Origin of the sequence: Pseudomonas salomonii (genome assembly GCF_900107155.1) — a bacterium.
Lineage (GTDB): Bacteria > Pseudomonadota > Gammaproteobacteria > Pseudomonadales > Pseudomonadaceae > Aquipseudomonas > Aquipseudomonas salomonii.
Map to the genome: position 1 here is coordinate 208,524 of NZ_FNOX01000006.1, position 16,791 is coordinate 225,314.

Sequence of the window (16,791 nt, forward strand, 5' to 3'; positions counted from 1 at the left end):
GGGCAATGTGCATGACTGAATCCATCCGCAACGCTGATGTGCTGATCATCGGCGGCGGCTTGAGCGGCACGATGCTGGCGGTGCAACTGCTGCGCCGGCCTGGCAAGCGGCAGATCCTGGTGATTGAACCACGCAAGGAGCTTGGCCGTGGCGAGGCCTACAGTGCCGTCGAACTGGGGCACACCCTGAACGGCAATGCGGCGCGCATGAGTGTCGACCCGGACAACCCCGATGACTTGACCCAATGGCTCACCGACTACATCGGCGCCGGGGGGTGGCCGGAATCGGATCAGCAGCCTGTACCCATCAGCGAATTGTTCCCGCCACGCGGGATTTTTGGTGTGTATGCGCAGCAGCGGTTGGCAGAGGCCAAGGCGCTGTCGGCTTCGACGGTCGAGCATATTCGTGCCGAGGTGGTCGACCTGCAAGTGGATGCCGCCGCAACGTTGTTGACGCTGGATAACGGTCAACAAGTGCGCGGTGCTTACGCGGTATTGGCCACCGGCATGTTCCCGGCGGCGCGCACGCCGCAGACCGAGTCCAGCGGTTTGAATGCAGCAGCAGTGGACCCGTGGGACGTCAAGGCCATGCGCCAGATCGAGCCGCAGTCGACGGTGCTGATCATCGGTTCCGGGCTGACCATGGTGGACGCCGTGGTGTCTCTGGAACAGGCCGGCCATCGCGGTCCAATCGAGATTTTTTCACGTCACGGCCTGTTGCCCCATGTGCGGCGGCAACCGCCGGTGTGGGTGGATTTCCTGGCCGATGATCACCGCCTGCGCAGCCCTCGGCAATTGCTGCGTGAGGTGCGTCGTCAATGCCGCAGCGCGATCGAGCAGGGCATTGATTGGCAGGCGCCGCTGGACACGGTGCGCGCGCATATCGGCCGCTTGTGGAGCCAGGCCAGTGAGCGCGAGAAACGCCAGTTCGTGCGCCATGTAAGGCCGTGGTGGGAGAGCCATCACCACCGTTCGCCGCCGTTGAGTGCGCAGTTGGTGGCGCGGCTGCATGAAGAGGGACGGCTGAGGATTCAGGCGGCGTCGTTCAAGGGGCTGGTGGCGTCGGACAGCGGCGTGACGATCAAGCTGCGGCGGCGTGGCGAACAAGCCGTCACTCAGGTGTCCGGTGCGGCGCTGATCAACTCCAGCGGTATTGAGTACGACTGGCGGCGAGTGGCCAAGCCGTTGCCGCAGCAATTGCTCACGCGTGGGTTGATCAAGCCTGGGCCGCTGGCGTTGGGGATTGCGGCGGATGTGTCGGGGGCTGTGTTGGATGCTCAGGGGCAGGTCAGCCAACGACTGTTTGCCATGGGCCCGCCGTTGCGCGGGATGTGGTGGGAGAGCACGGCCGTCACCGATGTGGCGCTCCAGGCCAAGGCCCTGGCCGCCAAACTCACCTCACTCTGAATGTGGGAGCTGGCTTGCCTGCGATGGCGGTGGGGCAGGCACAACCGTTTTAACTGACAGTCCGCTATCGCAGGCAAGCCAGCTCCCACCGTTGGATCTCCCTCTATTTTGAGGTTTTTACAAAGCCTGGCTTGAGGCCGAATACCTCAACACCTTCGGCGGTTGACTGTCCTGTGGTGACGTTAACCCGCTCCACCGGCTTATCCATCGCGGCTCGATATTCCACGGTCATGTCCGTCTGGATCGCCTGGCTTGGTACCACAATCGCCTGCGCATTGTTGTAGGTCACTATCGTCAACCGCGCACTCATCCCCAGCCGCACCCGCTGCAATTGCTGTGCGGTCAGTTTGGGGATCGACAAGGTGACCGGAAACTGCGCGCTGCCCTGGCTGTCGCTGGCAATCGCCAGGCCGCTGACCACGCTGACGGAGCCGGTCAGGCGCTCGCCGTCAAAGCCATCACCCATCACTTCCACGGCCTGGCCCTGATGCAACTGGTTGATGTCCAGCTCCGACACCTTCGCGACAATTTTCAGCCGTTCGATATTGGCCAGCCCGAACAGCACCTGCCCCTGGCTGACCTTGCTGCCGGCCTGCACCGGTACGTTGTTATTGGCGCCGCCAGGTGAGGCGTTATTGCTGCCCGGCGCCGGGACGACGATGCCGGAGAAGGGCGCCTTGACCTCCTTGCCTTCCAGCAGCTTATGCAAGGCGTCGTATTTCACCGTGGCGTTGGTCAATTCCATCTCGGCGATCTGGCGGTATTCGCCTTTGCCCTGATCCTGCGCCTGCTGCAGTTCGCTACGGGCCGCGGCGAGGTCCAGTTGCTGCTGTTGGGTCTGCTGCTTGAGATCGTCCAGCTCGTTGCGCGGGATGATGCCGCGCTTGAACAGGTTTTCGCTCTCGGTGAGTTTGCGCTGGGTGTTGCCGGCGGTCATTTCCGCAGTGCGCAGGCTACGGCGGGCGCGGCTGACGGCGGGGCTGCTGTCCCAGTCTTGCATCTCTTGCACGGTGCGCCGCGCCTTGAGCTGGGCGGAGAGGGCATCGCGCAGTTGCACTTCGAGAGTCGCCGGATCCATGCGCAACAGCACCTGGCCGGCTTCGACGCGTTGGCCTTGCTCGACCAGGTTGGCGAGCACATTACCGTCGAACGGCGCGGTGAGGGTGATGGTGGTGTCGGGTTCGATCTTGCCCACCAGGCCGATCTGGTGCACCAACGGGTCGGGCTTGACCGCCAGCCATTGCTCGGTCGCGGCGGGCTGGCGGGTGGCCGGGCTGCGCAGGGCAATGCCTGCGCCCGCCAACAGCACGATGATCAGGGCACCCAGCAGGTATTTTTTATTAGTAGTCATTGAGGGCAATTTCCCAACTTTCCAGCGTCATGCCCAGGGTCAAATCGAGCTGGGTCTGGGCGTTCAGATAAGCGATCAGTGCATTGAGCCGCGCGTTTTCGGCATTGCGCAGGTCGGTCTCGTAACTCAGCACCTGGAAGTTGGTGGAGCGCCCGGCGCTGAGTTTTTCCCGCTCGATTTCGATCTTGCGCCGCGACAGCTCGACGGCACGCTGAGAGATTTCATATTGGCGCCAACGCGTGCCCAGGTCGCGCACCACGTCGTTGACACTGCGTTCCAGTTCCTGGCGCGCGTCGGTGATGCGGATCTCCTGATCTTCGACATTCACCCGCGCGCGCACCTCGGCCTGGCGGGTGCTGATGTCGCCGATGGGAATCTGCACCTGCACCCCGGCGTAGCTGTTCCACGTGCGGTTATTGTTGTTGCCGCTGTCATTATTGCTGTAGGCATCGCGTAACTGGTTGGCGCCCGCCACCAGGTCCACCTGCCAGCGCCCGGAGTCTTTGGCGATCACCAGGTTGAGGTCGGCCTGTTGGCTGCCGAGCAGGGCCGCGAGGTACTCCGGCTGCTGGGTCTGCGCCAGGTTGAAGGCCTGGCGTTTGTCGATGTTCATCGGTTTGGCGTCCAGGGCTTCGCTGGCGCGGATCGGCGTCGACAGGTCCAGCGCCAGCAGACGCAGCAGGGCCAGGCGGCTGGTGTCGAGTTGGTTCTGGGCCTCTTCCACGCCCAGTTGCTGGGTGGCGATATCGGCTTCAGTCTGCACAATTTCGAACTCGGCCATGCGCCCGGCACTGATCAGCGCCTTGTTCACGTCCAGCAAGGTGTTGGAGCGCTTGAGCGCGTCCTGGACAATGCTCAACTGCTCCTGGGCGCGCAGCAGCTCACGGTAGGTGGCGATGATCTGGCTGATGGTCTGCGCCACGGTGGCTTTGAGGTTCAGGCGGTTGGCCTGCTCCGACAGGCGCGACAGACGCAGCGGCGCGGTGGTGGCGTCCCAGCCGCCGCCACGCATCAGCGGTTGGATCAGCGCCAGGTCGAGGCCGTCGCTGCGGTAGCGGCCGGCGCGGTCGGCGTTGTTCAACTGCTGGGTCCAGGCCATGCTCAACTGGGTGCCGTATTCACTGAGCAAGGTCGCTCGCGGCGCCAGGTTGGCATTGCGCGCGTTGTCGGCCGAGCCGCGACTTTGACGGTAATAACTGTTGAGGGAGAGCTTGGGGTTGAAGGTGTCTTCGGCCACCCGCAGGTCGAACTTTTGCGCCACGCGTTGCAGGTACGCGCTGCGGATCGCCGGGTTTTTGCGCAGGCCCAGGTACACCGCATCCCCCAGGGTCATGGTCGTGACCTGGTTATTGAGCGACACACTGCGGTCATACCCACTGCGGGTGGTGCTCGGCGCCGACGGGTTGATCACCACGTCGGTGGCCATGGCCGGCAGGCTTGCCAGGGCGAGTAACCACAGCCATTTATTCATCGCGCAGGGCCTCCACCGGCTGCAGCCGCGAGGCCGAGATCGCCGGGTAGATGCCAAAGAACAAGCCCACCAGCAGGGTGCTGCCCACCCCCAGTGGCAGGGCGGCGGCGGCCAGGGCAAATTCCCAGCCCGACAGCCAGGCGTAGAGCCACGCGGCGGTCATGCCCAGCACCGCACCGCACAGCGCACCCACTGCCGTCAGCGTGACCGCTTCGAGCAAAAACAGATTGCGAATGTCACGCTGGCGCGCGCCCAGGGCCATGCGGATGCCGATTTCGCGGCGGCGCTCCGAGACATTCATCAGCATCACGTTCATCACGCCGACACCGCCGCCGACCAGGGAAATCGCGCCCAGCGCCAGCAGCAAGTAGGCGAACGTGCGGCTTTGCCGGGTCATGCCATCGATCATTTGCTGGGGCACCTGAATGTCGACATCGTGGTCGGTGAGCTGGCGTTTCAAGGCAATCGCGGCTTCACCGGCGATGCGCTCCATGTCCTGGCCGGGCGCGGCGCGGATGATCACATTGCCGATCTGCGGCGTCGGGTAGATGCGCCGCATGCCGTCGGCGGGGATAAACAGCGATTCGTTGGCCTGCACCGGCATCAGCATCGCCCGGGGTTGGTTGTGCAATATGCCCACCACCAGAAACAGGTAATCGTTGATACGCACGCGGTCGCCCAGCTTCAGCGGGTCGCCTGGCGTGCCCAAGGCCTGGGCGACTTGATCGCCGATCACGCCGTAGGTTTCGTTGGCGTCGAAGGCGGATAGAAAACGCCCCTCCCGCAGGACCAGGCGCATGGCGTCCCTGATATCCGCGGTGCTGCCGACAAAGTTGGCGTTGGCCGTGCGACCGTGGAACACCAGCGGCCCGCTGAACAGGCTGAGCGCACCGATATGGGCAATGCCCGGCACCGCCTGGCGCACCGCGTCCAGGTCGAGGCTGGCGCGCATCGGCGTATTGCTGTTGCCTTTGGGCGGGAACTGGGCGATCAGGGTGTCGGTGCCCATGTCCTTGAAAATCATCGCCGCGTCCACTGCCGCGTTATGGCCGATATTGATCAGGGCCACCACCGACGAGCTGCCGATCACGATGCCCAGCAACGCCAGGATCGAGCGTTTGCCCAGGGTGCGCAGGCTCACAAAGGCTTCATGCAGCAGTTGGCTCAGGCTCTGTTCGACCCGCTGGCTCATAGGCGCCCAGCCTCATGCACCACGCCATTGCGCACCAGGATCTTGCGCTCCAGGCGCTCGGCGATGTGTGCATCGTGGGTGACGATAATCAGCGTCACCTGCTGCTCGCGGTTCAGGGCCAGCAGCAGGTCCATGATCTCCTGGGCGGTGGTGCTGTCGAGGTTGCCGGTGGGTTCGTCGGCGAGGATCACCGACGGCTTGCCGACCAGCGCACGGGCAATCGCCACGCGTTGGCGCTGGCCACCGGACAGGTCGGCGGGGCGGTGGTGGGCGCGCTCGGCCAGGCCGACTTGTTCGAGCATGCGCAGCGCCTGTTCCACCGACTCATGGCGCGACACGCCACGGTAACTGAGGGGCAGGGCGACGTTGTCCAGGGCACTGAGGCGTGGCAGCAGGTTGAAACTCTGGAACACAAAGCCGATCTGCTGGTTGCGGATCGCCGCCAGCTCATCCGGCGTGGCGCTGAAGATATCGTGGCCGGCAAAGTGGTACTGGCCGCCGTCGGGCAAGTCCAGCAAGCCAAGGATATTGAGCAGGGTACTTTTGCCGGAGCCGGAGGCGCCGAGAATGCCGCAGCTGTCGCCGCGGGCAATGGACAGGCACACGTCATTGAGAATCGACAGGTGTTGCCCGGCAAGCTGATAGCTTTTGCCGATGCCTTGCAGGGAGATCAAGCCTGGGTGCGCGGGGGTCTCTGTCATCATGACTACGCCTGCAGTCTCGACGCTATCGCCACGCCCCCGGCAAAGCCTTGTAACAAGTTCGGGAACTGCCTGATACGCGCCACGGACTGGTTTTATTTCTTGTTTTTAAAATATTGTTTGAATAGTAACCGCGTTCAGCGCGCTTCGCCAGCCATGGATGTAGAGCGGTTTTACCCTTTGCAACGATTTTGCAGTTGCGCGGTTGCGCTGGGAAAAAAGGTGTTCGGCTAGCCTCTACAGGCCCGGTTACACGGGCTTTTGGTAGTATGGCGCAGTGTCAGTACTTGCTTTCGACGGGCCGCCCCGGTATAAAAAATCAAATTATTTTTTAAAACAATATTTCCCACGTGGAACCTTTCATGGTCGCGAAGAAACTCAGCGCTCCAAACGTTACCAAGACTCGACTGCTGGATGCGACAGAGGCTCTCTTCATCAAATATGGCTATGACGCCGTGTTGCTCCGGCAGATTACCGAGCGCGCCCAGGTAAACCTGGCCGCCGTGAACTACCACTTCGGGGACAAGGATTCCCTGATGAAAACCCTCTTGATGCAACGCCTGGAGCCGCTCAATGAGCAGCGCCTGGAGCTGCTCGCGCGCTGTGAAGCCGAATCCGACGGCCCGCTCGATTGCGATACCTTGCTCGGCGTGCTGTTCGCCCCGGCTATGGGCCTGGAGCGCAGTGACCCGGCCAGCGGGGAAGGGCGTTCATTTATTCGCTTCCTGGGCCGGGTGTACAGCGACACCTCGCCGTTTATCCAGGAATACCTCAAGGTGCATTACCAGCCGGTGTTCCAGCGCTTCTTCGAAGCCTTCGCCCTGGCCCTGCCGGATCTGCCACGCAATGAGCTGGGCGTGCGCCTGCAATTCGCCCTCAAGGCGATTTCCGGGGTCATGGCCGGCACCGAGCTGCGCCTGCTGATGAACTCCATGAGTCTGGGCCGCCCGGCCACCGATGCCGAGGTGATGGCCAAGCTGATCACCCTGGTCTCAGCGGCGATTCGTGTACCGCAACAAAGTCCCGAAGCCGAAACCGCGTTGGCCAAGGTGCTCGACACCCAGCGCGCCATTCGCGAACAAGCCGCAACGCCATCCAGCAAAGCCGCGCGTTAAAACCCAAATCCAAGACAAAAAAAACCCGCTGGGGCGGCGGGTTTTGATGTGCAACGTTTGTAACGGATGAGGCTTCACCCTACGTCTGCGGATGTGAATAAATCGTGAAAAAAATGTGAGAAAAAGGCGGATGGCCGCAGTTTTACCAAAACTTCGGTATTTGTCGGATTTTCCCTGCATGCCTGCCGTTTGTCGCCACTGTCTCAAGCGCCTTGTTTACTTATCCGTCGCGCTGTTCCTGCGCGGCTCTGACCCAGTTCAAATCTTCCAATGACTCGCCGTCTTCGCTAACCGCCCCCGCATCGCCTCCACATTCCCCGCCAACTGCAACGTCAACAACCGATACCCATCCAACGCACTTTGCACCGGCGCTTCAAGCGCAGCGTCATCCGCCACCTGGGCAGGCCGCTCCAGCCGTTCGGTAAACCCGGACTTCAACGCCCGCGCCATCCCCACCAGCTGCACCCGAATCTGCCGATGCTCGGCCTTAAGCATCACTTGCATCCGCGCCATCGCCTGTTCATCACGCGGATCCGGCCGGGTATTGCCGAGAATCTCCAGGGTGCTGATGCACATGCGCAAATGCCGTTGGATCGCGTCCAGTTCGGTCATGGAAATGCGCACTTCCTTGGACACAGACGGCATCAGCGAGCGCAGTTGCAGCATTGCCGCGTTCAGGCGGTTGAGCAGCTTGAGGTGTTCATCGTCCGTGACCGACTGGCCGCTGATGATGCGGCTGTAAATCGCCGCACAATCGCGCAACGCGCTGGCCAGGTTGTAGCGCCAGGAATACACCGCGTACAGCGGCAGGGCGAAGGAAAACGCCAGCGCCAGCACAATGCCGATAAGGATATCGACGGTGCGCCACAAGCCATCGGAGATCGGGTTGTCGCCGTGGCCGGCAACAATAAACACCGTGATCGCCGACAGCAGCGCGATGTAACCGCCCTTGCCGATGGCGTGATAGGAAAAGAACCCGCACACCACGGACATCAGCAAGTAGGTCAGCAGCGGTATGCCGAAATAAGCCTGTTGCACCACCAGCAGCAGGCCTACGCTGGCACCGATCAGGGTGCCGTAGGCACGCTCCACGGCCTTTTTGCCGATATTGCCGTGGTGCTGCAGGCCACCGATCACGATCAGCATGGTCACCGACGCCCACTCGCCGTGGGGCAAGTTGATGCCGGTGGTGAGCAGGATGGTCGCCAGCAGGCCAATGGACACGCGCACGGCGTGGATCAGCTTGGCATGGCGGTAACGGCGGTACGGGTCGAGCAACGGGCGCAACAGGCGCCGGGCGAAGAAGGGCAGGTTCATCGGTATTAAAGTGGCCTCATTATGCAGTGTGGACTCGATCTAATTGTGGGAGCGGGCTTGCTCGCGAATGCGCCTAGTCAGTCGACACATCTATAGCTGACCCACCGCATTCGCGAGCAAGCCCGCTCCCACATTTTGAACCGAGTTAACGTTAGAAAATGTAATCCGTGGTCAGGAAACTCGAATCACGGTTGCGCAAGATATCGCTGACCAACGCCTTGTTGCTCTCCTGGAACTTGGTCGCCACCAAGGTGCGGATCGAGAACACGCGCAGGGCGTCATGCACCGACAGCGTGCCCTCGGCCGAGTTCTTGCGCCCGTTGAACGGGAAGGTGTCCGGCCCGCGTTGGCACTGGGCGTTGATGTTGATACGCCCGACCTGGTTGGCAAACGTATCCACCAGCCGACCGACTTCCACCGCATTGGTGCCGAAAATGCTTAGCTGCTGGCCGAAGTCCGAGTCCAGCACGTACTCGATCACGGTTTCCAGGTCACGGTACGGCACGATCGGCACAACGGGGCCGAACTGTTCCTCGTTGTAAACGCGCATCTGCGGGTTCACCGGGTACAAAACCGCGGGGTAGAAGAACGAACCGCGACTTTCGCCGCCATTGGGGTTCACCACGTTGGCGCCGTGCTGCTCGGCATCGGCCACCAGTGTATTGAGGTAATCGACCTTGCCGACTTCCGGCAGTGGCGTCAGCGATACACCGTCTTCCCACGGCATGCCGGGTTTGAGCGTGGCCAGTTTGCTGTTGAATTTCTGAATGAAGCTGTCGACCACATCTTCGTGCACAAACAGGATTTTCAGCGCGGTGCAGCGTTGGCCGTTGAACGACAAGGAGCCTGTGACCGCTTCGCTCACGGCATTGTCCAGGTCGACCTCGGGCAGCACGATACCGGGGTTTTTTGCGTCCAGGCCCAGGGCTGCGCGCAGGCGGTGCGGCTTGGGGTGCAGTTTTTTCAGGTCGCTGGCGGCCTTGTTGGTGCCGATAAACGCAAAAATGTCGATTTTGCCGCTGGCCATCAGCGCGCTGACGGTTTCGCGGCCGCTGCCGTAGATCACGTTGATCACGCCGGCCGGGAAGCTGTCACGGAACGCTTCCAGCAACGGGCGAATCAGCAGCACGCCGAGCTTGGCCGGCTTGAACACCACGGTGTTGCCCATGATCAGTGCCGGGATCAGCGTGGTGAAGGTCTCGTTGAGCGGGTAGTTGTAAGGCCCCATGCACAGCGCCACGCCCAGTGGCACGCGGCGGATCTGGCCGAGGGTGTCCTGTTCCAGCTCGAAGCGGCTGGAGCGGCGGTCGAGTTCCTTGAGGGCGTTGATGGTGTCGGTGATGTAGTCGCAGGTGCGGTCGAATTCCTTCTGCGAGTCCTTGAGATTCTTGCCGATTTCCCACATCAGCAGCTTGACCACCGCGTCCCGTTGTTCGCGCATGCGCCGCAAAAAAGCTTCGACATGCTGGATACGTTCAGCCACGCGCATCGTCGGCCATTCACCCTGGCCGCGGTCGTAGGCGCGCACGGCGGCGTCCAGGGCGGTGAGGGCGGTGTCGGCGTCAAGCAGCGGCGTGCTGCCGATGTGCACGCGCTCATCGCCCAGTTGCACCGGGCTCTGCACCTTGGCGAGCGGGCCGTTCCACACCTGCAATTGGCCGTCGACCAGGTAATCACGCTGTTCGATGGGCGCGGCCAGGCGGAATTGCTCGGGAATGTCACTGGCGGCGGTGGGAAACAGCTGGGCGAGCAGGTTACTGGTGGTCATGTCGCTACCCCTGGAATAGTTGCAAAACATGACTAGAGAGTCACCCATCCAAGGGCTGTGTGGCAAGCGCCAGACGCGTTACAGCAGCGCGCCGGCCAGTGCCACGCCCAAGGCTGCGCCGATCTGTCGCGCCGTATTGAGGATGCCGGCGGCGATTCCGGCCTGTCCCGGCGGCACCGCATTCATCAACGCGGCCGTGGCGGCAGGGGTGATCAGCCCGGCGGCAAGGCCAATCAGCGGTAGGGGCACCACCATCAAGGCGTAGTCGGGCGTTGTGCCGCCCATCAACAACAGGCCAAAACCGGTCACGTAGAGCATCAGGGCGCCACCGATCAGCCTGCGGCTGCCAAAGGCGCGCACGCACTCGCCGGCCATCAGGCTGCCGATGCTCACCAGCACCGTCAACGGCAGGAACGCCACCCCGGTGTGCAGCGGTGAGAGGCCCAGGGTCCGCTGGAAATACAGGCTGAGTACAAACATCAGCCCATACAGCAGCAGCGCCGACAGCAGTGACACGGCCACACACAGGCTGAACACGCGGCTGCCAAACAGCTGCACGCTGAGGCGCAGCCAGCCTGCGGCGCGGGGCTGTCTGGCACTGGCGGCAAGGCGCGCGCTGAGGCCGACAGCGATCAACCCCAACGGCAGGTTGACCAGGAAGATACTGCGCCAGCCCAGCGTCTGGATCAGCACGCCGCCCACCAACGGCCCGGCCGCCATGGCAATGCCGCCGCACCCGGCCCACAGGCTGATGGCCGTCGCGCGGCCTGCGGGGTTGCCTGCATACGCCTGATTGATCAGCGCCAGGGACGCCGGCACCAGCAACGCTGCGCCGACACCTTGCAGCCCCCGCGCGGCCACCAGCAGGTGCATGTCGCTGGCCACGCCACACAGCAGCGAGGCCAGGGTAAACACCAGCAAGCCGGTCATATACAGCCTGCGCGCCCCAAAGTGATCCGCCATCGCACCGCCGGCCAGCAGCAGGCAACCAAAGGTCAAAGTGTAGGCGCCGACCACCCATTGCAGTGCGCCGGTGTTGCTGTGCAGAGCCATCGCGATGGGGTCCAGCGCCACATTGACGATGGACGTATCGAGGATCACCAATACATAGCTGAGGCTGGTCGCGGCCAGCACCTTTCGTTGTGGCATGCACACCTTCCTTGAAAAGACACAGGCGGCGAATCTAGCGCGCGGCACGGGGCAGATGCTTCGACGTTGATCGAAGCATGCTCGCCTGCGTCACGCTTATACTGCGCAGGTCCCGTTGGAGAGCCGCCATGTCGAACCCATCCACCTTTACCGAGGTTGCCGCACTGCTCGCCGAGCCCGCCCGCGCCGCGATGCTGTTGGCATTGTTCGACGGGCGCGCGTTACCTGCGGGTGAACTGGCCTTTGCTGCCGGCATCACCGCGCAGACCGCCAGCACCCACCTGGCCAAATTGGTCGCCGGTGGTTTGCTCGCCTGCCAAACCCAGGGCCGGCATCGCTATTACCGCCTGGCCGGGGAGCATGTGGCTCAGGCAATCGAGTTTCTCAGTGCGATTGCGCCGTTGTCGGCGATCGTGCTCAAACCCCAAAGCCGCGAGGCCCAGGGGCTACGGTTTGCGCGCTGCTGCTACAACCACCTGGCCGGGCAGTTGGGCGTCGCGGTGACCCAGGCGCTGGAAAAGCGCCATTACCTGCGCGCCGTCGGCGATAAACACTATGAAGTGTTGCCCGCAGGCGCAGCCTGGTTGCAGACCCTGGGCATCGACTCAAGCGTCTTGAAGCCTGCGCGCCAATGCCTGGACTGGACCGAGCGCACCCATCACGTGGCCGGCCCGCTCGGCGTGCAATTGCTCAGTGCCTGGTGCGATGCCGGTTGGTTGCGCCGCGCCAAGGATTCGCGTGCGGTGCGGATCACGCCCAAAGGCTGGGCGCAGTTCAAGGCGCAATTGGGCCTGGAACCGCGTGATCTGGAAAACTTGAGCACAAGCCCGCGTGTGCAAGGCTTGTTGGGGTAGACTGCGCGGCTTTTCAGAAGGAGTTCACATGAGTCACTACCAGCCGGGCATTCTTGCCGCACCGGTGCCGTTGCAGGCACGCCATCTGTTTTTTGCCGTTGACGTATCGGCAGCCGTACCCGCCGCGTTGGACGCGTTGGTGCAGTTGACGGATGCGGGCGCAGTGGTCGGTTTTGGCGAGCCGCTGGTGACTTCGCTCGGCGCGCACATTGAAGGGCTGCGCGCATTCCCCACGGTCACGGGCCCCGGCGCACATAACCCGTCTACTCAGCAGGCGTTGTGGGTGTGGCTGCACGGTGTGGATCGCGGTGAACTGCTGCTGCGCAGCCGCGCATTTGAAAAAGCCCTGGCCCCGGCATTCCGGCTGGTGCAGATGACCGAAGGCTTTCGCTACAAAACCGGCTTCGATCTGACCGATTACGAAGACGGCACCGAAAACCCCCACGACGACGCCGCCGTCGAAGCCGCCCTGACCGACAGCGGCGCCAGCTTTGCCGCGATCCAGCAATGGCAACACGACCTCGACGGTTTTGCCGCGTTGCCCGCCCAGGCGCGTGACCACATCATCGGCCGCCGCCATGGCGATAACGAAGAGCTGGACGACGCCCCCGAATCCGCTCACACCAAGCGTACCGCCCAGGAAAGTTTTACCCCGCAAGCCTTTGTAGTGCGCCGCTCGATGCCGTGGGCCGAGAACGGCCAGGCAGGGTTGATGTTCCTGGCGTTTGGGCATTCCTTCGATGCGTTTGAAGCGCAATTGCGGCGCATGAGCGGGTTGGAAGACGGGATTGTGGATGGGTTGTATCGGATCAGTACGCCGTTGACCGGTGGGTATTACTGGTGCCCGCCGGTCAAGGATGGGCATTTGGACTTGAGCGCACTCTCCCAGGCCGCCACTCTCTAAAACGGTGGGAGCCAGTTTGCCTGCGATAGCATCAACTCGGCCTGCGTGAAACACCGAGGTGCCTGCATCGCAGGCAAGCCAGCGCCCACCGTTTGATTTGTGTGGGTGCCTGGATCACGCCCCGCACTGCGCGTTCGCAAACACGAATAGTTCTAATGGTGCCGTTCGAGGTGCCGAATAAAACGCTGGGGATTTGGCGGTGTGCGAGTTTCTGGTGGCGCGCCTGGGTGAAGAGGCGGGCGTGGCCCAGGCCGGTGAGTACCTGGCCGGGTGGTTGGGCAGTAAGTTGATCGTTGAATGACGCCGGCAAACATGAAAATTCGGACAGCCAGGCAATTGGCCACTGAAAAAAAACCGCCCAGCCCGTAATCTAATGGCTTTTGTCACCTGTGCGGATTGTTCATGTCTTCTGTTGCCGATGGGCTGCCTTCCAATAAACGCTTGCCGGCGGTGATCGCCTTGTCTTTGGGCATTGGCATGGCAACCCTGGACACCGCCATCGTCAATACGGCGCTGCCGACGCTGGCACAGGGTATCGGCACTGATTCGGCCTCGGTGATCTGGGTGGTGAACGCCTACCAGCTGGCGATTATCGCCACGGTGCTGCCGTTCGCGTCGCTCAGTGATGTGCTCGGCCACCGGCGCGTGTACCTCGGCGGTTTACTGCTGTTTATTGTCTCGTCGCTGTTTTGCGGGTTGGCCGGTTCTTTGCTGACCCTCACCGCTGCGCGGGTGGCCCAAGGGCTGGGGGCGGCGGCGGTGATGAGTGTCAACACGGCGTTGTTGCGGCATATCTACCCGTCAAAAATGCTTGGGCGCGGCCTGGGCTATAACTCGCTGGTGGTGGGGCTGGCCTTCACGCTGGGGCCGACCGCCGCGTCGGCGATTCTGTCGGTGGCGAGCTGGCATTGGCTGTACCTGATCAACGTGCCGCTGGGGCTGCTTGCCCTGGGGTTGGGCCTGCGTTCATTGCCGACACTGCCGTTGACCGGCCACGCGTTCGATCGGTGGTCGGCGCTGTTGTGTGCCGGCCTGTTCGCGCTGTTGGTACTGGGCCTGGGCACGGCGGTGCATGGCGCCCAAGGCACACTGACCCTCGGTTTGATTGCGCTGGCGATGGTGTGCGGTGCATGGCTGTTGCGCCGTGAAGTCGGTCACCCGGCGCCGATGCTGGCCGTGGACTTGTTCAAGCGCCCGGTGTTTGCGCTGTCTTCCCTCACGGCCATCTGTGCGTTCAGTGCTCAGGGCCTGGCCTTTGTATCACTGCCGTTTCTGTTGCAGGCGGTGCTCGGTCATAGCCAGGTGGCAACCGGTTTTCTGATGACACCATGGCCTGCGGTGGTGGCGGTGATGGCTTTGGTGGCGGGGCGTCTGGCGGATCGTGTGTCGCTGGGGCTGTTGTGCGGCATCGGTTTGCTGATGCTCAGCGCGGGCATGGCAGCGTTGGCGACCTTGGGCAGCGGTGCCAGCGCCTTTGATATCGGCTGGCGCATGGCCTTGTGCGGCGCCGGTTTCGGTTTTTTCCAGTCACCCAACCTCAAGGCGATCATGACCAGCGCGCCGTTGGCCCGCAGCGGCGGGGCCAGTGGCATCGTCGCGATTTCACGTTTGCTGGGGCAAACGCTGGGGGCGTCGTTGGTGGCGTTCTGCTTTCACCTCTCCCTGGGCAGCGGCCCGCAGTACGCGCTGTGGCTGGGCTGTGGGTTTGCGCTGGTGGGCAGTGTGGCCAGTGGGCTGCGCCTGTTGCCGTATAAACACAAGGTTTAGCCCTTGTAAAACACGCGGCGGCAACGCTAACGTGGCGGCCTGAATATTTCGGGATGTTTCAGATTTATGTCCAGCCTGGCCCTACGCACTGCTGATACCACCTCCCGACGTGCCGCACTGACCCTCGCGTTATGCCTGCCCAGCGATGTGTTGCTGTATTTGCTGCTGCCCATGGAATCCCAGGCCTTCGGCATCACCCTGGCCCAGGCCGGGGTGTTGCTGGCAGCCAACCGCCTGGTGCGGATTTTCGGCTACCGCCATGTATTGAATTTCTACGCCCGTAATGGCGACCGGCTGACCTGCATGATTGCCGCCGGTGCCGCCACGGTGTGCGCCTTGGGTAACTCGATGCTGTCAGGTTTTGCCGCTTTGTTGGGGCTGCGGCTGATCTGGGGCCTGTGTTTTGCCGCGCTGAACCTGTCGACCCAAGTGCTTGCCACTTCTGAGCCTGCTGGCGCGGCGCGCAGGGCAGGGCGCTCCAGGGCGGTGATCGCCCTGGGGCCGATGCTGGCACTGCCGCTGGGTGGCTGGCTGACCCTGTGGGCCGGGCCGCGACCTATCTTCCTGATTCTGGCCGGCTGCTGCCTGGCGGGCCTTTGGGTGGCGCGTGGTTTGCCCACCGCCGGGCATGATTTGCACAGCACCGGGCGGCGCTTCAAGTGGCCGGACAGCGTGGCGGTGTGGTCGTTTATCGAAGGCGTGGCGTTGGACGGGCTGTTTATCTTCGGCTTGTCGATCCAGGCGCAGAAGATTCTTGGCGGCGATGCGGTTCTGATCGCCGGCGGCCTGATGGCCCTGCGCTATGCCTCGGAGATGCTTCTGAGCCCGCTGGGAGGGCGTGCGGCGCAGCGTTTTGGCGCCACCTCGATGCTGCTGTTGTTTTCGTTCTTGAGTGCCTTGGCGCTCACGGCATTTGGCAGTTACTGGGTGATCGTCGGCGCGGCCGCGGTGCTGGTGCTGCGCGCCTTGCAACTGCCACTGGTGACCACCTTGGTGGCCGAGCGCAACCCTGGCTCAATGCGCGTTTCGGCGTTGGCCTCCAACGCGGTATGGCGTGACGTCGGCGCCGGCCTCGGGCCGCTGATGGCGGGGTTGCTGCTGCCGGTGGCGTCGGCGCCGTGGGTGTTTGGCCTGGCGGGCGCGGCGATTGCCGTCAGCGCCGTGTTCTGCTGGCGCGCGAAGGTTTCCAGCTGATTATGGTTTTTTAAAGCCTTCCAGCCAGCTGGGGTCGAAGCGGGTTTGGTCGGTGTCGATCTCCAGTGCCTGCATTTTCGCTCGATGGGCTTGCATCTCGCCGACCAGTTGCGCCTGGGCGCTGGAGTTGGCGTCCAGCTCATGCATCTGCGTCAGCCCCAGGTGATAAAAACGCAGGACCTTGAGGGCGGTGGGATCGTTGGCTTGCACGCGTTCCTTTACCGTGTGCATCACATTGGTCACGCGCATCAGAGTGCGCTTGAGCCGCCAGCCGTACACGGCAGGCACCAGCCATGGCTGGGTCCAGAATGGGCCGCGCACCAGGGCGACGGTGATCAATACCCCGGCGAATACGCCGCCGACATTGAAACGAAAATTGTCGCCGCCGGGTTCGCCGAACAGCATCACCGCGAGGGTCGACAGCAGCATGGCCAGGGCCATGAACAGCACGGCGATGATCAGCGTGCTGCGGCGGGTTTGTTGGCGGAAGGTGGCGGGGTCGCAGGGGTTGAGCTCGAACATCCGGGTCAGGTCTCAAGAAAGGCGGGGTGGCATCTTCGCATGCTTTGGGCAAACAAGTTGAACCATGGCTTGGGGTGGTT

General features: G+C 62.9%; 14 protein-coding genes. 6 read left to right on the plus strand and 8 right to left on the minus strand.

Annotated features, from left to right (window positions below; translation table 11 throughout):
* The first annotated feature begins 11 nt into the window (after positions 1–11).
* Positions 12–1,406: an FAD/NAD(P)-binding protein gene (locus BLV67_RS15445; protein WP_069788254.1), complete on the plus strand. Its 1,395-nt coding sequence runs from the start codon at positions 12–14 to the stop codon at positions 1,404–1,406.
* A 103-nt stretch (positions 1,407–1,509) separates the two neighbouring features.
* Here the strand turns inward: BLV67_RS15445 and BLV67_RS15450 are convergent, their stop codons facing one another.
* Genes BLV67_RS15450 through BLV67_RS15465 form a run of 4 tightly spaced genes read right to left on the minus strand, consistent with a single transcriptional unit; the run spans position 1,510 to position 6,124 of the window.
* On the minus strand, positions 1,510–2,757 hold the full coding sequence (locus tag BLV67_RS15450; RefSeq protein ID WP_069788253.1) for an efflux RND transporter periplasmic adaptor subunit: 1,248 nt from the start codon (positions 2,755–2,757) through the stop codon (positions 1,510–1,512).
* Entirely contained in the window at positions 2,747–4,228 is a 1,482-nt protein-coding gene (locus BLV67_RS15455) for a TolC family protein (RefSeq protein ID WP_069788252.1), read from the minus strand. The genes BLV67_RS15450 and BLV67_RS15455 overlap by 11 nt, the downstream gene beginning before the upstream one ends.
* Positions 4,221–5,420 (minus strand): ABC transporter permease, encoded by a 1,200-nt coding sequence (locus tag BLV67_RS15460; RefSeq protein WP_069788251.1) that lies wholly within the window; start codon positions 5,418–5,420, stop codon positions 4,221–4,223. The genes BLV67_RS15455 and BLV67_RS15460 overlap by 8 nt, the downstream gene beginning before the upstream one ends.
* The gene (locus BLV67_RS15465) at positions 5,417–6,124 is read right to left on the minus strand and encodes an ABC transporter ATP-binding protein (RefSeq protein WP_065931033.1); all 708 of its coding nucleotides are present in this window, start codon (positions 6,122–6,124) and stop codon (positions 5,417–5,419) included. The genes BLV67_RS15460 and BLV67_RS15465 overlap by 4 nt, the downstream gene beginning before the upstream one ends.
* 359 nt (positions 6,125–6,483) lie before the next feature.
* On the opposite strand from BLV67_RS15465, the gene BLV67_RS15470 reads away from it, so the two are divergent.
* Positions 6,484–7,236 (plus strand): TetR/AcrR family transcriptional regulator, encoded by a 753-nt coding sequence (locus tag BLV67_RS15470; protein ID WP_065931032.1) that lies wholly within the window; start codon positions 6,484–6,486, stop codon positions 7,234–7,236.
* 258 nt (positions 7,237–7,494) lie between these two features.
* Here the strand turns inward: BLV67_RS15470 and BLV67_RS15475 are convergent, their stop codons facing one another.
* From BLV67_RS15475 to BLV67_RS15485, 3 genes are all read right to left on the minus strand, one after another.
* On the minus strand, positions 7,495–8,553 hold the full coding sequence (locus tag BLV67_RS15475) for an FUSC family protein (RefSeq protein WP_069788250.1): 1,059 nt from the start codon (positions 8,551–8,553) through the stop codon (positions 7,495–7,497).
* Between the two features lie 151 nt (positions 8,554–8,704).
* Positions 8,705–10,321, minus strand: coding sequence for an NADP-dependent glyceraldehyde-3-phosphate dehydrogenase (locus BLV67_RS15480; RefSeq protein WP_056858524.1), 1,617 nt, complete (start codon positions 10,319–10,321; stop codon positions 8,705–8,707).
* 78 nt (positions 10,322–10,399) lie between these two features.
* Positions 10,400–11,470: an MFS transporter gene (locus tag BLV67_RS15485; protein ID WP_069788249.1), complete on the minus strand. Its 1,071-nt coding sequence runs from the start codon at positions 11,468–11,470 to the stop codon at positions 10,400–10,402.
* A gap of 128 nt (positions 11,471–11,598) precedes the next feature.
* Between BLV67_RS15485 and BLV67_RS15490 the strand changes: the two genes are divergently transcribed.
* The 4 genes from BLV67_RS15490 (at position 11,599) to BLV67_RS15505 (ending at position 16,189) form a co-directional block, all read left to right on the plus strand.
* Positions 11,599–12,324 (plus strand): ArsR/SmtB family transcription factor, encoded by a 726-nt coding sequence (locus BLV67_RS15490; protein WP_069788248.1) that lies wholly within the window; start codon positions 11,599–11,601, stop codon positions 12,322–12,324.
* 28 nt (positions 12,325–12,352) lie between these two features.
* On the plus strand, positions 12,353–13,228 hold the full coding sequence (locus BLV67_RS15495; protein ID WP_065931028.1) for a Dyp-type peroxidase: 876 nt from the start codon (positions 12,353–12,355) through the stop codon (positions 13,226–13,228).
* A gap of 402 nt (positions 13,229–13,630) precedes the next feature.
* Positions 13,631–14,995: an MFS transporter gene (locus BLV67_RS15500; protein ID WP_069788247.1), complete on the plus strand. Its 1,365-nt coding sequence runs from the start codon at positions 13,631–13,633 to the stop codon at positions 14,993–14,995.
* A 66-nt stretch (positions 14,996–15,061) separates the two neighbouring features.
* Positions 15,062–16,189 carry an MFS transporter gene (locus BLV67_RS15505; protein WP_056858533.1) on the plus strand — a complete coding sequence of 376 codons (1,128 nt, stop codon included), beginning with the start codon at positions 15,062–15,064 and terminating at the stop codon, positions 16,187–16,189.
* Here BLV67_RS15505 and BLV67_RS15510 read toward each other — a convergent pair whose 3' ends face one another.
* Positions 16,190–16,711 (minus strand): DUF3087 domain-containing protein, encoded by a 522-nt coding sequence (locus tag BLV67_RS15510; protein WP_069788246.1) that lies wholly within the window; start codon positions 16,709–16,711, stop codon positions 16,190–16,192. It abuts the gene before it with no gap.
* Between the last annotated feature and the right edge of the window lie 80 nt (positions 16,712–16,791).

What these genes read in the sequence shown, in the direction of transcription:
- BLV67_RS15445 (WP_069788254.1), top strand. Translation starts at nt 12, where the DNA reads ATGACTGAATCCATCCGCAACGCTGATGTGCTGATCATCGGCGGCGGC.
- BLV67_RS15450 (WP_069788253.1), bottom strand. Translation starts at nt 2,757, where the DNA reads ATGACTACTAATAAAAAATACCTGCTGGGTGCCCTGATCATCGTGCTG.
- BLV67_RS15455 (WP_069788252.1), bottom strand. Translation starts at nt 4,228, where the DNA reads ATGAATAAATGGCTGTGGTTACTCGCCCTGGCAAGCCTGCCGGCCATG.
- BLV67_RS15460 (WP_069788251.1), bottom strand. Translation starts at nt 5,420, where the DNA reads ATGAGCCAGCGGGTCGAACAGAGCCTGAGCCAACTGCTGCATGAAGCC.
- BLV67_RS15465 (WP_065931033.1), bottom strand. Translation starts at nt 6,124, where the DNA reads ATGATGACAGAGACCCCCGCGCACCCAGGCTTGATCTCCCTGCAAGGC.
- BLV67_RS15470 (WP_065931032.1), top strand. Translation starts at nt 6,484, where the DNA reads ATGGTCGCGAAGAAACTCAGCGCTCCAAACGTTACCAAGACTCGACTG.
- BLV67_RS15475 (WP_069788250.1), bottom strand. Translation starts at nt 8,553, where the DNA reads ATGAACCTGCCCTTCTTCGCCCGGCGCCTGTTGCGCCCGTTGCTCGAC.
- BLV67_RS15480 (WP_056858524.1), bottom strand. Translation starts at nt 10,321, where the DNA reads ATGACCACCAGTAACCTGCTCGCCCAGCTGTTTCCCACCGCCGCCAGT.
- BLV67_RS15485 (WP_069788249.1), bottom strand. Translation starts at nt 11,470, where the DNA reads ATGCCACAACGAAAGGTGCTGGCCGCGACCAGCCTCAGCTATGTATTG.
- BLV67_RS15490 (WP_069788248.1), top strand. Translation starts at nt 11,599, where the DNA reads ATGTCGAACCCATCCACCTTTACCGAGGTTGCCGCACTGCTCGCCGAG.
- BLV67_RS15495 (WP_065931028.1), top strand. Translation starts at nt 12,353, where the DNA reads ATGAGTCACTACCAGCCGGGCATTCTTGCCGCACCGGTGCCGTTGCAG.
- BLV67_RS15500 (WP_069788247.1), top strand. Translation starts at nt 13,631, where the DNA reads ATGTCTTCTGTTGCCGATGGGCTGCCTTCCAATAAACGCTTGCCGGCG.
- BLV67_RS15505 (WP_056858533.1), top strand. Translation starts at nt 15,062, where the DNA reads ATGTCCAGCCTGGCCCTACGCACTGCTGATACCACCTCCCGACGTGCC.
- BLV67_RS15510 (WP_069788246.1), bottom strand. Translation starts at nt 16,711, where the DNA reads ATGTTCGAGCTCAACCCCTGCGACCCCGCCACCTTCCGCCAACAAACC.